Annotated in this window: 12 protein-coding genes; all 12 read left to right on the top strand. The window is 58.4% G+C overall.

The window, feature by feature from the left end:
- Positions 1 to 22: 22 nt before the first annotated feature.
- Positions 23 to 1,249: a 2-oxoglutarate dehydrogenase complex dihydrolipoyllysine-residue succinyltransferase gene (odhB, locus tag GYM54_RS04185; protein ID WP_131651545.1), complete on the top strand. Its 1,227-nt coding sequence runs from the start codon at positions 23 to 25 to the stop codon at positions 1,247 to 1,249.
- Positions 1,250 to 1,344: 95 nt separating this feature from the next.
- Positions 1,345 to 2,781, top strand: a complete 1,437-nt coding sequence (lpdA, locus tag GYM54_RS04180) for a dihydrolipoyl dehydrogenase (protein ID WP_181104137.1) — start codon at positions 1,345 to 1,347, stop codon at positions 2,779 to 2,781.
- A gap of 176 nt (positions 2,782 to 2,957) precedes the next feature.
- A complete protein-coding gene (sucC, locus tag GYM54_RS04175; protein ID WP_131651543.1) occupies positions 2,958 to 4,124 on the top strand; it encodes an ADP-forming succinate--CoA ligase subunit beta in 1,167 nt (388 codons plus the stop codon).
- Complete coding sequence (gene sucD / locus GYM54_RS04170) at positions 4,124 to 5,011, top strand: succinate--CoA ligase subunit alpha (RefSeq protein ID WP_131651542.1); 888 nt, start codon at positions 4,124 to 4,126, stop codon at positions 5,009 to 5,011. The genes sucC and sucD overlap by 1 nt, the downstream gene beginning before the upstream one ends.
- Positions 5,012 to 5,483: 472 nt before the next feature.
- Entirely contained in the window at positions 5,484 to 6,797 is a 1,314-nt protein-coding gene (gene brnQ, locus GYM54_RS04165; protein ID WP_181104135.1) for a branched-chain amino acid transport system II carrier protein, read from the top strand.
- Between the two features lie 83 nt (positions 6,798 to 6,880).
- Complete coding sequence (locus GYM54_RS04160) at positions 6,881 to 7,606, top strand: DUF599 domain-containing protein (protein WP_131651540.1); 726 nt, start codon at positions 6,881 to 6,883, stop codon at positions 7,604 to 7,606.
- A 55-nt stretch (positions 7,607 to 7,661) separates the two neighbouring features.
- Positions 7,662 to 8,120 carry a PaaI family thioesterase gene (locus GYM54_RS04155; protein ID WP_181104133.1) on the top strand — a complete coding sequence of 153 codons (459 nt, stop codon included), beginning with the start codon at positions 7,662 to 7,664 and terminating at the stop codon, positions 8,118 to 8,120.
- Positions 8,117 to 8,563, top strand: coding sequence for a PaaI family thioesterase (locus GYM54_RS04150; protein ID WP_181104131.1), 447 nt, complete (start codon positions 8,117 to 8,119; stop codon positions 8,561 to 8,563). Before GYM54_RS04155 ends, GYM54_RS04150 begins: the two co-directional genes overlap by 4 nt.
- Before the next feature lie 42 nt (positions 8,564 to 8,605).
- Positions 8,606 to 9,856, top strand: a complete 1,251-nt coding sequence (locus GYM54_RS04145; RefSeq protein WP_181104129.1) for an MFS transporter — start codon at positions 8,606 to 8,608, stop codon at positions 9,854 to 9,856.
- 153 nt (positions 9,857 to 10,009) lie between these two features.
- On the top strand, positions 10,010 to 11,917 hold the full coding sequence (gene htpG, locus GYM54_RS04140) for a molecular chaperone HtpG (RefSeq protein ID WP_181104127.1): 1,908 nt from the start codon (positions 10,010 to 10,012) through the stop codon (positions 11,915 to 11,917).
- Positions 11,918 to 12,149: 232 nt separating this feature from the next.
- A complete protein-coding gene (locus GYM54_RS04135) occupies positions 12,150 to 13,142 on the top strand; it encodes an amidohydrolase family protein (RefSeq protein WP_181104429.1) in 993 nt (330 codons plus the stop codon).
- Positions 13,143 to 13,322: 180 nt separating this feature from the next.
- Complete coding sequence (locus GYM54_RS04130) at positions 13,323 to 14,948, top strand: methyl-accepting chemotaxis protein (protein WP_181104125.1); 1,626 nt, start codon at positions 13,323 to 13,325, stop codon at positions 14,946 to 14,948.
- Positions 14,949 to 14,988: the final 40 nt, after the last annotated feature.

The following is a 14,988-nucleotide window of genomic DNA, read 5'->3' as shown; positions in this document are numbered from 1 at the left end:
GAATCAAATAGGACCCCAGCTAATGGCTATCGAGATCAAAGCCCCTCAATTTCCTGAATCGGTTGCTGACGGCACCGTTGCTACCTGGCACAAGCAGCCGGGCGATGCAGTCAAGCGCGACGAACTGATCGTCGACATCGAGACCGACAAGGTCGTGATGGAAGTACTGGCCGAAGCGGATGGCGTACTGAGCGAAATCGTCAAGAATGAGGGCGACACCGTACTGAGCGGCGAGCTGCTCGGCAAGCTGGATGCTGGCGCTACCGCCGCCGCGTCTTCGCCTGCTGCAGCCCCGGCTCAGGCCGCTGCCCCTGCTGCTGCGCCGGCACCTGCCGCGGGCGGTGAAGATGCCATCCTCGCTCCGGCCGCGCGCAAGCTCGCCGAAGAAAATGGCATCGATCCCAACAGCGTCAAGGGCACTGGCAAAGACGGTCGCGTCACCAAGGAAGATCTGGTTGCTGCCATCGAAGCCAAGAAGTCCGCACCCGCCGCTGCCGCCAAGCCCGGTGCAGCTGCTACCGCGCCCGTCGTTACTGCTGCCGGCGATCGCACCGAGAAGCGCGTCCCGATGACTCGCCTGCGCGCCAAGGTTGCCGAGCGTCTGGTCGAAGCACAGTCGAACATGGCGATGCTGACCACCTTCAACGAAGTCGACATGACCGAAATCATGGCCCTGCGTTCGAAGTACAAGGATCTGTTCGAGAAGACCCACAACGGCGTGCGCCTGGGCTTCATGTCCTTCTTCGTCAAGGCTTCTGTCGAGGCGCTGAAGCGCTTCCCGGCAGTCAACGCTTCGATCGACGGCACCGACATCGTTTACCACGGCTATCAGGACATCGGCGTGGCCGTCTCCAGTGACCGTGGTCTAGTCGTGCCGGTCCTGCGTAATGCCGAACTGATGAACCTGGCTGAAGTCGAAAGCGGCATCGCCACCTTTGGCAAGAAGGCCCGCGACGGCAAACTGTCGATCGACGAAATGACTGGCGGCACCTTTACCATCACCAACGGCGGTACCTTCGGTTCGATGATGTCGACGCCTATCGTCAATCCGCCGCAGGCCGCCATCCTGGGTATGCACAACATCCTGCAGCGCCCGATGGCCATCAATGGTCAGGTAGTCATCCGTCCGATGATGTATTTGGCGCTGTCCTACGATCATCGCCTGATCGACGGTAAGGAAGCGGTCAGCTTCCTGGTGACCATCAAGAACCTGCTGGAAGATCCGGCCCGTTTGCTGCTGGACATCTAATAGCAGCCGCAGGCTGCAGGTCGCGAGTTGCTAGTGATAGCAGTCCGTTCGATCTGTAGCTTGCAGCTTGCAGCTTTGCTTAAAGAGGATTCGTAATGAGCCAGAAATTCGACGTCGTCGTCATCGGGGCCGGCCCCGGCGGTTATGTAGCAGCGATTCGCGCCGCTCAGTTGGGTCTGAAGACCGCCTGCATCGAAAAATATCAGGGCAAGGAAGGCAAAACCGCACTGGGCGGCACCTGCCTGAACGTGGGTTGCATTCCTTCCAAGGCGCTGCTGGACAGTTCCTACAAGTTCCATGAGGCCCACGAGAGCTTCAAGGTTCACGGTATCAGCACTGGCGACGTCAAGATGGACGTTCCGACCATGGTGGCCCGCAAGGACCAGATCGTTAAGAATCTCACCGGCGGCGTTGCGGGGCTGTTGAAAGCCAATGGTGTCACCGTTTTTGAAGGCCATGGCAAGCTGCTCAGCGGCAAGCAGGTCGAAGTCACCAAGCTCGACGGTAGTACCGAAACGCTGGCAGCCGAGAACGTCATTTTGGCCTCGGGCTCCAAGCCGGTGGACATTCCGCCCGCACCTGTCGACCAGAACACTATTGTCGATTCCACTGGTGCGCTGGACTTCCAGAGCGTCCCGGCGAAGTTGGGCGTCATCGGTGCCGGCGTGATCGGCCTGGAACTGGGTTCGGTATGGGCTCGTCTGGGCGCTGAAGTCACCGTGCTGGAAGCGATGGACAAGTTCCTGCCGGCCGCTGACGAGCAGATCTCCAAGGAAGCTTTCAAGGTTCTGAGCAAGCAGGGTCTGAAAATCCTGCTGGGTGCGCGTGTCACTGGTTCCGAAGTGAAGGGCGATCAGGTCACTGTCAACTTCACCAATGCCGATGGCGAGCAGCAGCAGACCTTCGACAAGTTGATCGTTGCGGTTGGCCGTCGTCCAGTCACCACCGATCTGCTGGCTGCCGATGCCGGCGTCGACATGGACGAGCGTGGCTTCATCTTCGTCGACGACTATTGCGCTACCAGCGTTCCCGGCGTTTATGCGATCGGTGACGTGGTGCGTGGCGCCATGCTCGCCCACAAGGCCTCGGAAGAGGGCGTGATGGTTGCCGAGCGCATCGCCGGACACAAGTCGCAAATGAACTACGACCTGGTTCCCTCGGTCATCTATACCCATCCGGAAATCGCATGGGTCGGCAAGACCGAGCAGGCGCTGAAAGGCGAGGGCGTGGAAATCAACGTCGGTACCTTCCCGTTCGCTGCGAGCGGCCGTGCAATGGCTGCCAACGACACCGCTGGCCTGGTCAAGGTGATCGCTGATGCCAAGACCGACCGTGTACTCGGCGTGCATGTGATGGGTCCGGCTGCGGCGGAACTGGTTCAGCAGGGCGCAATTGGTATGGAGTTCGGCACCAGTGCTGAAGATCTGGGCATGATGGTGTTCTCGCATCCGACCATGTCCGAAGCGCTGCACGAAGCAGCATTGGCGGTGAATGGCCACGCCATCCACATTGCCAACCGCAAAAAGCGCTGATAGCGCCGCGGTAAAAAAGACGGATTGCATTGTTCCATCGGCACAGCGCAATCCGTCGATACCTTCACGCAAGGTATGACAGGTCTCTGAAAGGTGTTCTCGATAGTTTTCAGCGACTTGAGGCGACGCGGCATACATGCAACGTCTGATGCACATCAAACCGAACGGTAGCTAAGATGAATCTTCACGAATATCAGGGTAAGCAACTGTTTGCTGAGTACGGATTGCCAGTTTCCAAAGGCTACGCAGTCGATAGCCCGAAGGAAGCGGCGGAAGCCTGTGACCATATCGGTGGCACCGAGTGGGTGGTCAAAGCCCAGGTACATGCTGGTGGCCGCGGCAAAGCAGGTGGTGTCAAGCTGGTACGCAGCAAGGACGAAGCCCGTGCATTCGCCGAGCAGTGGCTGGACAAGCGTCTGGTGACCTACCAGACCGACGCCAACGGCCAGCCGGTCAGCAAGATTCTCGTCGAAGCTTGCACCGACATCGACAAGGAGCTCTATCTGGGCGCCGTGGTCGATCGCGCCACCCGCCGCATCGTGTTCATGGCGTCCACTGAAGGTGGCGTGGACATCGAAAAGGTCGCTCACGATACCCCTGAAAAAATCCTCAAGGCCACGATTGATCCGCTGGTCGGCGCTCAGCCGTTCCAGGGCCGCGAGCTGGCGTTCCAGCTGGGCCTGAAAGGCGATCAGGTCAAGCAGTTCGTGCACATCTTCGTAGGCCTGGGCAAGCTTTTCGTCGATTACGACCTGGCGCTGCTGGAAGTCAACCCGCTGGTCATCAAAAAAGACGGCAACCTGCACTGCCTGGATGCCAAGCTGAACATCGACAGCAACGCCATCTACCGCCAGCCGAAGCTGCGCGGCATGCAGGATCCCTCTCAGGATGACCCGCGCGAAGCTCACGCGGCCAAGTGGGAGCTGAACTACGTAGCGCTGGACGGTAACATTGGCTGCATGGTCAACGGCGCGGGTCTGGCGATGGGCACCATGGACATCGTCAACCTGCACGGCGGCAAGCCAGCTAACTTCCTCGACGTGGGCGGCGGCGCTACCGAAGAGCGTGTTACCGAGGCATTCAAGATCATTCTTTCCGACGAAAACGTTGCCGCTGTTCTGGTCAACATCTTCGGTGGCATCGTCCGCTGCGACATGATCGCCGAAGGCATCATCGGTGCGGTCAAGGAAGTCGGCGTGAAGGTGCCGGTGGTCGTTCGCCTGGAAGGCAACAATGCCGCACTTGGCGCCAAGATGCTGGGTGAAAGTGGTCTGAACATCATCGGCGCGACCAGCCTGACCGATGCGGCCATTCAAGTCGTCAAAGCCGCGGAGGGCAAATAATGAGCGTCCTGATCAATAAAGACACCAAGGTCATCTGCCAGGGCTTTACCGGCTCGCAGGGCACCTTCCACTCCGAGCAGGCCATCGAGTACGGAACCAAGATGGTTGGCGGCGTGACGCCGGGCAAGGGCGGCACTACCCACCTCGGCCTCCCGGTATTCAATACCGTCAAGGAAGCGGTGCAGGCGACTGGTGCCGAGGCGTCCGTCATCTATGTACCGGCGCCATTCTGCAAGGATTCGATTCTGGAGGCTGCGTTTGGCGGCATCAAGCTGATCGTTTGCATCACCGAAGGCATCCCGACCCTCGATATGCTTGAAGTGAAGATCAAGTGCGATGAGCTGGGTGTGCGTCTGATTGGCCCGAACTGCCCCGGCGTAATTACTCCGGGTGAGTGCAAGATCGGTATCCAGCCAGGTCATATTCATTTGCCTGGTAAGGTCGGTATCGTTTCACGTTCCGGCACCCTGACTTACGAAGCGGTCAAGCAGACCACTGACGCCGGTTTCGGTCAGTCCACCTGCGTCGGCATCGGTGGCGACCCGATTCCAGGCTCGACCTTCATCGACATCCTCAAGCTGTTCCAAGAAGACCCGCAGACCGAAGCGATCGTGATGATCGGTGAAATCGGTGGCTCCGCCGAGGAAGAAGCCGCAGCCTACATCAAGGCGAACGTCACCAAGCCGGTCGTTTCCTACATTGCCGGTGTGACGGCTCCCGCCGGTAAGCGCATGGGCCATGCCGGTGCGATCATCTCTGGTGGCAAGGGTACCGCTGACGAGAAGTTCGCTGCGCTGCAGGATGCCGGAGTCAAGACTGTTCGTTCGCTTGCCGATATCGGCAAGGCGCTTGCAGAACTGACCGGTTGGGAAGTCAAGCAAGGCTGATTTCTGACCTGCGACACGAGATGCCAGTCAGCCTGTCTGACTGGCATTTTTGTTTCCAGAGTCCTGCAATTGCAGCTGGTGCAGCTGACTCTCTTAGTCAGCTGGCTAACAAAGCGCAGCATGGAGCGTTAGCTGCATCGCTTAACTGAACGGCATTAGCGGTTTTCAGCGGAAACCGTTTTCTGATCGGATCGTACAGGGCTGAATTACGTGGCATGTGAGGGCGTGAACTGCCGGGGCGCTTTCCCGATTTCGTAATGCTCAGCTGTTTATGTGCCGTCGCCTCGGGGCGAAGTGGTTGGCTTTGTCAGCGCAACATCGTCGAAAATTGGCAAAGTCTCGCTCTAGAGCGGGAATTCCATTAAGGTGCGTCCTTTTTTCTCGCGTGGCTCGACGGATACTGTCCGCTTGCCGAGACGGATGCGCCTGGGTGCGTCCTTCGAACCAGAACCTCCTGCAGTGGTAATAAACGATGACTCGATTGAAAGGCCTGGATCTGCTGGCCCTTGGATTCATGACATTCGCGCTCTTCCTCGGCGCTGGCAATATCATCTTCCCACCAAGCGCCGGTATGGCTGCCGGGCATTCCATCTGGCCCGCCGCGATGGGTTTCTTGTTGACCGGTGTTGGGTTGCCGCTGCTCACCGTAATTGCGCTGGCGCGCGTTGGCGGCGGTATGGACAGGCTAACCGCGCCACTGGGGCGGGGCGCCGGAACGCTGCTAGCCGTTGCGGTATATCTGGCCATCGGCCCGCTGTTCGCGACGCCGCGCACAGCGGTGGTGTCCTTCGAAATGGGCGTGGCGCCGTTCACCGGAAACTCGGCCATACCGCTGTTCGTTTACACCGCGTTGTTCTTTGCTGCGACGCTGTTTCTCGTACTGAATCCCGGTCAGCTGGTTGATCGGGTCGGTAAATTCATTACGCCGGTGTTGCTTGCGGCTTTGCTGGTTCTCGGTGGGGCAGCTCTTTTCGCGCCAGCCGGTGAAATCGGCACCACAGCTGAGAGCTACCACAACGGCCCATTACTCAAGGGCTTTCTTGAAGGGTACCTGACGATGGATACGTTGGGTGCGCTGGTGTTCGGCATCGTTATCGCCACCGCCATTCGCGACCGAGGTGTGACGGAGCCCGCGCTGGTAACGCGCTACTCGGTGATTGCCGGAGCCATTGCAGCGGTTGGGCTCTCGCTTGTTTATCTGGCGCTTTTCTATCTTGGCGCGACTAGCCAGGGCATCGCAGGCGACGCGCAGAACGGTGTGCAGATCCTCACTAGTTACGTGCAGCACACATTCGGTACTACGGGCAGCTTGTTGTTGGCCGTGGTGATAACCCTGGCGTGTCTGACCACTGCGGTCGGACTGACAACTGCCTGCGGCGAATATTTCAGCGGTCTCCTTCCGGTCAGTTACCGGGTGGTGGTGGTCGTGTTCACTCTGTTTAGCCTGTTGGTGTCGAACCAGGGGCTGACTCAGCTGATCAGCGTTTCCGTACCGGTGCTGGTCGGACTCTATCCGCTTGCGATCATGCTGGTTGCGCTGAGTCTGCTTGACCGTTGCTGGGTCTCGCCGAGCCGTGTTTTCGTTCCGGTGATGGCCGTGACCCTTGTTTTCGGCGTTGCGGATGGTCTTTCGGCTGCCGGCTTCACGAATCTGGTTCCCGATATGTTCACCATGTTGCCGCTGGCGGCGCAGAGCATGGGTTGGCTGGTGCCGGTGCTGGTCACTCTGGCTATAGCATTTGTGATCGATCGGCTGCTCGGTACCGCTCGGACCGCCCAGCGTTAGCGAGCGCCCCTGGGACTGCAAGCCTGGGAGCCGAGGCGTCGGTATTGGCTGGCTATAATCAGGCGCGAGTGTTTGGAGGCGTTATGTCTATTCCGAGTCATCTGCTGCCGCACCTGATTGCCGTGGTCTGGTTCATCCTCTGTTGGGCCGGGTATACCCGGTATGCCAGTTGGCGAGCCAGGGATACGGCTTGCCTGGCCTCGGTACTGCATCTTTACCGTCAGGACTGGATGCAGCGCATGCTTATGCGTGACAACCGAATCGCCGATGCGAACGTGATCGGCAATCTGGAGCGCAATGCCAGCTTCTTCGCATCCAGTACGCTGATTATCCTGGCGGGCATCCTCACCGCGCTGGGCGCTTCGGACAGAGCGGTTTCGCTGTTGGCTGATTTGCCGTTCGCGCAACCAGTGAGCCGAGGGCTTTCCGAAATCAAACTGCTCTCACTGGGTGTCGTCTTCGTCTACGCCTTTTTTACCTTCAGCTGGTGCATGCGGCAGTACAATTTTGCCGCTGTGCTGGTCGCTTCGGCGCCCATGGCCGGTGAGCGCAACGTCAGCGACCAGGAGCGCAAATCATTTGCCGAGCGCTCCGCCCGGGTTATTTCGATGGCGGCCAACCAGTTCAACTTCGGGCTGCGTGCGTATTATTTCGGCATGGCCACGCTGGCGTGGTTCATCCATCCCTGGTTCTTCATGGGTGTGACGGCTGGAGTCGTGTTGATCCTCTATCGGCGCGAATTTCATTCCGACGTGCTGAAGGTGATGGTATTTACGCCAACCTTGCCTGCCGAGCTTCCCAAGGAATAGAGCGCCACGACCGACCCGGTTAATATGCTCGGCTTTTTTCCATTCGAGAGTTCGCATGAGCGATAGCCTGATACTGGAGCGCACCCAGCGCTTCCTTTCATTTTTACGTCACTGCCAAGTCCTCGGCATGAGCGTCGAACACGCCGATGCCAAAGGGCTCACACTGCGCCTACCGTACAGCGAAAAGATCGTCAGCGATCCTGAAAGCGGGCGTGTTCACGGCGGGGCGATCACTACGCTCATGGACACGACCTGCGGTATCTCCACGGCGTGTGCGCTACCCGAACTGGAAATCTGTCCGACGCTCGACCTGCGCATCGATTACATGCACCCGGCGGAACCGAATCATGATGTGTTCGGCTTCGCGGAATGCTATCGGGTCACACCGACGGTAATCTTCACGCGCGGGGTGGCCTACCAGCGCAATATCAATGAGCCGATCGCACACGTCGTCGGGGCATTTATGCGCATGGGTACGAACGCCCCGGTTCCGGTGCCGGAGGTGCCTCGATGAGCCGTCTGGATCTTGATGTATTGGTCAGCGAAGCTCACGCCAGCAACAATTACGATGCGCTGCTGCAAATGGTGCCGTATGCCAAGCTCATCGGCATCGAGTGTTTGCGGTTGGGCGATGAGATGGTATTCCGGCTGCCAAAGAACCTGGACAACATCGGTAATCCCACGCTTCCGGCTATCCACGGTGGTGTGATTGCAGGCTTCATGGAGCATGCAGCGATGCTCCATCTGTTGATGTTCATGGGCGCGCCACATTTGCCCAAAATCATCGACTTCTCGATAGATTATCTTCGGGCCGGTCACTATCGTGACACCTTTGCCGCATGCCAGGTCTGGCGTCAGGGGCGTCGGGTAGCCAACGTCGCCGTGACAGCCTGGCAAACGAATCAGGCCGAGCCAATAGCCACTGCACGTTGTCACTTCAAGGTCAACGAGCCCTGATACGTCTGGCGGTTGCCACTACAGATGTATGAAGGGTGTTGAATGGATGCGTTGCTGATACTGGGCGGGCTGCTGCTGATAGTAGCGGGTATCGTCTGGTTGATCGTTCTGGCCTTTGAAACGGGCTTGCTGTGGGGTGTTGGAAGCCTGCTTCCGCCGATCACTCTGCTCTACGTGATTCGATACTGGAGCGTCGCTCGAAAGGCTATCGGCCTCTCAGGGCTGGGATTCATACCTCTGGTTGTCGGGTTCACACTGCTCGCCAATCATGAGCCGGAACGAGTCGCGGCGATTGCCAGCCTCAAATGGCTTGAGCCGGACGAACACGCGCAGAGCCATGACCTGGCCATCCAACTGCGTGGCCAGCTTGATGGGCTCCCGTTCAATCCCCGCTCTGGCACGCTCATGGATGGCGTGCTGACGCTGCGGGAGGGCGATGGTCTATTCGCGTTGCAGGAGATCATCATTCGCCTGGGTGCCGCTCCGACGGGCGCGCTGCAGGTCGATGTGCTGCCCCAGGATGCCAATCCGATGCCCGAAATCGAGATCAACTGGATGCGTCCGGAGCAGGTGTTGCCAGAAGCGCGTACGATCAAGAGCGGCTACACCCTGCATCTCGATCTGCAACCGGTGCCACCGAACAGGTTGGCCGGCGGCTTTCACCTGGTTCTGCCAGCGTACTACCGCACCAGTATCAGCGGCCATGTCGAGCTTTTCACGGATGAGCTTCGTTATCGCTCGGGTCAGGTCGATCTGACTCACGACTCGACCGATACGCTCACTTATCTGGCCAAGGATTACCTGCAGAGACGTTTCCAGACGCCCGCCGTAACCATCGAATTGCTAGCGCCCGTCAGCTTTCCGGCCTCGGCTCTGGTTATCTCTGTGCAAGCAGAGGTGAAGGGGACGACCGACCGTTTCGAGCTGAATGTTCGTAAGGATGAACGAGGCTGGGCGGTCGAAAACGATGATTATCCACCTCTGCCTTTAGAAGTCGAAACACAACCCAAGGTGGAGGCAATCCGATCGGAAGTGCTTACGGACAGCACACCATTGCCTCGCACCGATCGCCGACAGCGGTTTTCCCTCGAGCGGTTACTGCGTAATCCAGCGCGCTATGAACATCTTCAGATGCGGGCACATACGGAACGCGGCGGGGTGGCCGAAGGGCGCTTCGTCGGTGTCGATCGAGACGGAAATTTGGCAATTCGGCGGATTCTGGAAGGGCCTGGAGAGGCTATCTACAATCTAGCGCCGGACGATATCGTCCTGCTCGAACTGCTTGAGCCGTAGCATCGGATCGCCGGCATCTGTCTGGCGGTTCCGGCTTCGAACTGAAGTAGAGGATGCCGCTCGACGCACTTGATTTTCCTCACCCAGCCCCCATCTGCTTGTCATTGCCGCAATTGCGGTCCCTGCCATTGACGATGTGGAGTTTGCAAGACGATGAGTGTGGAAACTCAAAACAAAGAAACCCTGGGCTTCCAGACCGAGGTGAAGCAACTGCTTCACCTGATGATCCATTCGCTGTACTCGAACAAGGAAATCTTCCTCCGCGAGCTGATTTCCAACGCGTCCGATGCCGCCGACAAATTGCGTTTCGAAGCGCTGGCCAAGCCGGAGCTGCTCGAAGGTGGTGCCGACCTGAAGATCCGCGTCACGTTCGACAAGGATGCCAAGACCGTTACCCTCGAGGATAACGGCATAGGCATGAATCGCGACGACGTCATCACCCATCTGGGCACCATTGCCAAGTCGGGTACCGCAGATTTCATGAAGCACCTCACGGGCGATCAGAAAAAGGATTCGCACCTGATCGGTCAGTTCGGGGTGGGTTTCTATTCTGCATTCATCGTTGCCGATCAGGTCGAGGTGTTCAGCCGCCGCGCTGGCACGCCTGCCGAGGAAGGCGTGTACTGGTCGTCGAAGGGCGAGGGTGATTTCGAGGTCGCCACCATCGAAAAAGCCGAGCGCGGAACCCGTATCGTTCTGCACCTCAAGTCGGGCGAAGAAGAGTTCGCCGATGGCTGGCGTCTGCGCAACATCATCAAGAAATACTCCGACCACATTGCGCTGCCCATCGAACTGCCCAAAGAACTCCATGGCGAGGAGGAGGACAAGCCGGCCGAGCCCGAGTGGGAAACCGTCAACCGCGCCAGCGCGCTCTGGACTCGTCCACGCACCGAGGTGAAGGACGAGGAATACCAGGAGTTCTACAAGCACGTCGGCCACGATTTCGAGAATCCGCTGGCCTGGAGCCACAACAAGGTCGAGGGGAAACTGGAATACACCTCGTTGCTCTACGTACCGGGCCGCGCGCCGTTCGATCTGTATCAGCGCGAGGCACTCAAGGGGCTCAAGCTTTACGTACAGCGCGTGTTCATCATGGATCAGGCCGATGAGTTCCTGCCGCTGTACCTGCGTTTCATTAAAGGTGTGGTCGACTCCAACGATCTATCGCTGAACGTTTCGCGGGAAATCCTGCAGAAGGACCCGGTCATCGACTCGATGAAATCGGCGCTGACCAAGCGCGTCCTGGACATGCTCGATAAGTTGGCCAAGGACAAGCCGGAGGACTACAAGAACTTCTGGAAACAGTTCGGCCAAGTGCTCAAAGAAGGTCCAGCGGAAGACTTCGCCAACAAGGAGAAGATTGCAGGACTCCTGCGCTTCGCTTCGACCCAGGATGCTTCCGGTGAGCAAAGCGTGTCGCTGGCCGACTACCTGGGTCGCGTGAAGGAAGGGCAGGACAAGGTCTACTTCCTGACCGGTGAGTCTTACGCCCAGGTCAAGAGCAGCCCGCATCTGGAAGTCTTCCGCAAGAAGGGCATCGAAGTGCTGCTGCTCACCGATCGTATCGATGAGTGGCTGATGAGCTACCTCACCGAATTCGATGGCAAGCAGTTCGTAGATGTTGCTCGAGGCGATCTCGATCTGGGCAAGCTGGACTCGGAGGAGGACAAGAAGGCTCAGGAAGAAGTCGCCAAAGCGAAGGAGGGGCTGGTCGAACGTCTCAAGGGCGCGCTAGGTGATGCCGTTGCTGAGGTACGTGTATCGCACCGTCTGACCGACTCGCCAGCGATTCTCGCGATTGGCGAGCAGGATCTGGGGCTGCAGATGCGCCAGATTCTCGAGGCTAGCGGGCAGAAGGTGCCGGAGTCCAAGCCGATCTTCGAGATTAACCCGCAGCATCCATTGATCGAGAAGCTGGACGCAGAGCCGGACGAGGATCGCTTCGCCGACCTGTCGCACATTCTCTTCGATCAAGCCGCGCTGGCCGCTGGTGACAGCCTCAAGGACCCAGCCAGCTATGTGCAACGGTTGAACAAGCTGCTGGTTGAGCTTTCAGCCTAAGTTACATATAGGCGTCTGGAAGGCCCGTCATTGACGGGCCTTTTGCGTTCAGGCCTGTAGTTGCTTTTTCGGACACTCTCCGCGTCATAAGTGGGGCTGGCCATCCCCAGAGCATGACCGACACCCGAGCCAAACCGCATTCGACTACTGAACCGCCACGCTGTAAGGCGGTCTATCCGCTTGGCTGTCAGGAGGTCATTGGTTGTTCAACTTACGAAACTGTTTTGTCGCGATGTGTCTGGTCGCCTTGATCGCACCGGTTCAAGCGCGGGACTATCGCTATAGCGACTCGCATCTGCATTTCGTTGATTTCTTCCAGGAAAGCGACGGCATGGCAAAGTTGCTCGAGGCCATGGACGCCGGTGATATCGACCATGTGATGATCAGTGGCATCCCCGTTGCCAAAAAGTGGCACGAAAACGAACCCAAGCGGCCTCGTTACTATGCTGGCGATGATGCGCCGGTTTATTGGTACAGCGCGACCGACGTGGTGGTTGCGGCGGCCTTGAAAGAGCTGAGCGACGAGCAGCGACGCCGTTTCCATCCGTTTCTCTCGGGTTTCAATCCCAACGACAAGAATGCCGATGCGCATATCCGGCGGATGCTCGAACTCGATCCGGGCCTCTGGCAGGGGTTGGGAGAAATATTCACGCGGCACGACGACGTCACTGCCTTGACCGAAGGCGATACACCTCGCGCCAACAACGAAGCGCTGACGCGTGTCTATCATCTGGCCGCCGAATACGATTTGCCCGTGATGCTGCATTCGAACATCACCTCCAAGCGTGAGCGTAACCCGCTGTATCTGGGCGAGCTGGAAGAGGCGTTGCGTAATCACCCCCATACTCGCTTCATTTGGGCGCATGCGGGGACGAGCATGGAGCTGCACCGTCATCAGGAAAAGCTCGATTTTCTTTTGGAGACGGTCACGCGGTTGCTGGATGACTATCCAAACCTTTACATCGATCTCTCCTGGACGATGCTCGATCCCTATCTCGTGAATGAGTCTGGTCAGCCAGACAGTGACTGGCTGGACTTGGTCGAGCGCCACCCCACGCGATTCATGCTGGGTTCCGACGTGGTCGGGCGGTTCGACAATCTGGGTGAGGGAATGCATGCATTCGACCCGTTTCTCGATGCGTTACCCGAGTCGATTGCTCACAAGGTTGCGCGTGACAACTTCCTTGATGTGCTGCCTCGCAAGCGGCAGGCTGAGGTTCGCTGAGATGTGGAGTAAGAACCGAGGCGAATTTGATGAATAGAACGCTGCGGTAGCAACCGCCGGTCGCGTTCTTTCCATGAAACGTGTTTTTCTGACGTCAATTTTTCAAGCTTATCGGTCGGGCTCCGATACCGAGGTAACCGCTGCGATGCTGCAGCGCTTCCTTTGGAGTAGTAAGCCCTCATGTCCATTCGACGTTTGAATATCTCCATCCGCTCGGCCATTGGCTTCGGCCTGATTGGTTTCATGGTTTTGGCGCTTGGCCTGTTTGCAATGAAACAGATGGCTGATATGCGCAAGGAATCCAGCCAAGTAGATCAGGTCTGGTTGCCGAGCCTCATCAGTTTGGGTGGTCTTGATATCGGCATGCAACGCACGCGTGCACTCACCATTCGGATGGTCACGCTAGACAGCAGCGAAGCGCTTAGCGCGACACGGCAGACACTCGACAAGCTCTCCGGTGATGTTCGTTCGATGCAGGCCGACTATGAGCGGCTGTTAACCACAGAGGAAGAGAAATCCGCTTATGAACGGTTCAAGGCGGCTCGAAGCCTTTATATGGTTGAGCAGGTAAAGGTGGTCGATTACGCAAGCAAGCGCGAGCGGGAACAAGCCCTGCAGGTCATGAACGGCTCTATCAATGCCCACGCCGATGCAATGACCAAGGCTTTAACCGACCTTCAGCAGATCAATGAGAAAGAAGCGGGGCGCGCTGCAGGCCGCGCGCTTGCTGCGTACGAAACGGCCTTCAACTGGGTGATCACCACCATTGTCATGGCTGCGTTGGTCACCGTGGCGCTGGCTGTTCTGTTTACCCGAAGTATCGTTCGGCCTTTGAGGCAAGCTGTCGAGCTGGCTGAAGCCGTCGCCTCGGGTGATCTCACTCGAGATTTCCTTATCGAAGGCAGCGATGAGCCGGCGCGCCTGCTGGCAGCACTCAAGGCGATGCAGGCAAGCTTGCGTAACACCATTCAGGGTATTTCCGATTCGTCCAATCAGCTCGCTTCAGCGGCGGAAGAGCTCAATACCGTGACCGAAGACTCAACTCGCGGTCTGCATCAGCAGAATCACGAGATCGAGCAGGCTGCTACTGCTGTGAATGAAATGACTGCGGCGGTGGACGAGGTCGCCCGCAATGCGGTGGCAACTTCAGAAGCTTCGCGTGAGTCGGACAAGACTGCGCAGCATGGCCGTGGACAGGTGATCAAGACAGTTGAATCCATCGGTATGCTGGCGGCTGATGTCACCACCACGGCCAGCCAGGTCGAGCAACTGGCAGGCCAGGTTCGAGACATCAGCAAGGTGCTGGATGTGATCCGTTCGATCGCCGAGCAGACCAATTTGCTGGCGCTCAACGCCGCCATCGAAGCGGCACGTGCTGGCGAGGCCGGACGCGGGTTTGCCGTCGTTGCGGATGAAGTAAGGGCGCTGGCGCATCGTACTCAGCAGTCCACTCAAGAGATCGAGCAGATGATCGGTGACGTGCATCAGGGCACCGATAAGGCCGTTCAAGCCATGCAGGCCAGTAACGAACGAGCACGCAGCACGCTCGACGTCGCTCGCACTGCAGGTGAGGCGCTTGAGGACATCACCAAGGCCATCAGCCAGATCAGCGAGCGCAATCTGGTCATAGCCAGCGCTTCGGAGCAGCAGGCCCAGGTGGCACGTGAGGTCGACCGTAATCTGGTCAATATCCGTGACCTGTCATTGCAGTCCTCGGCGGGCGCCAATCAGACCAGCGCAGCGAGCCAGGAGCTGTCGCATTTGGCGATCCGATTGAACGAGATGGTTGCGCGTTTCCGGATTTGACGGAGTCGCGACGCCCCGCCCGCCGGGGCGTCGCTGTACC

The sequence above is a fragment of the Pseudomonas sp. MTM4 genome (assembly GCF_019355055.1).
GTDB lineage: Bacteria > Pseudomonadota > Gammaproteobacteria > Pseudomonadales > Pseudomonadaceae > Stutzerimonas.
This window is presented reverse-complemented; position numbering and strand designations above follow the sequence as displayed.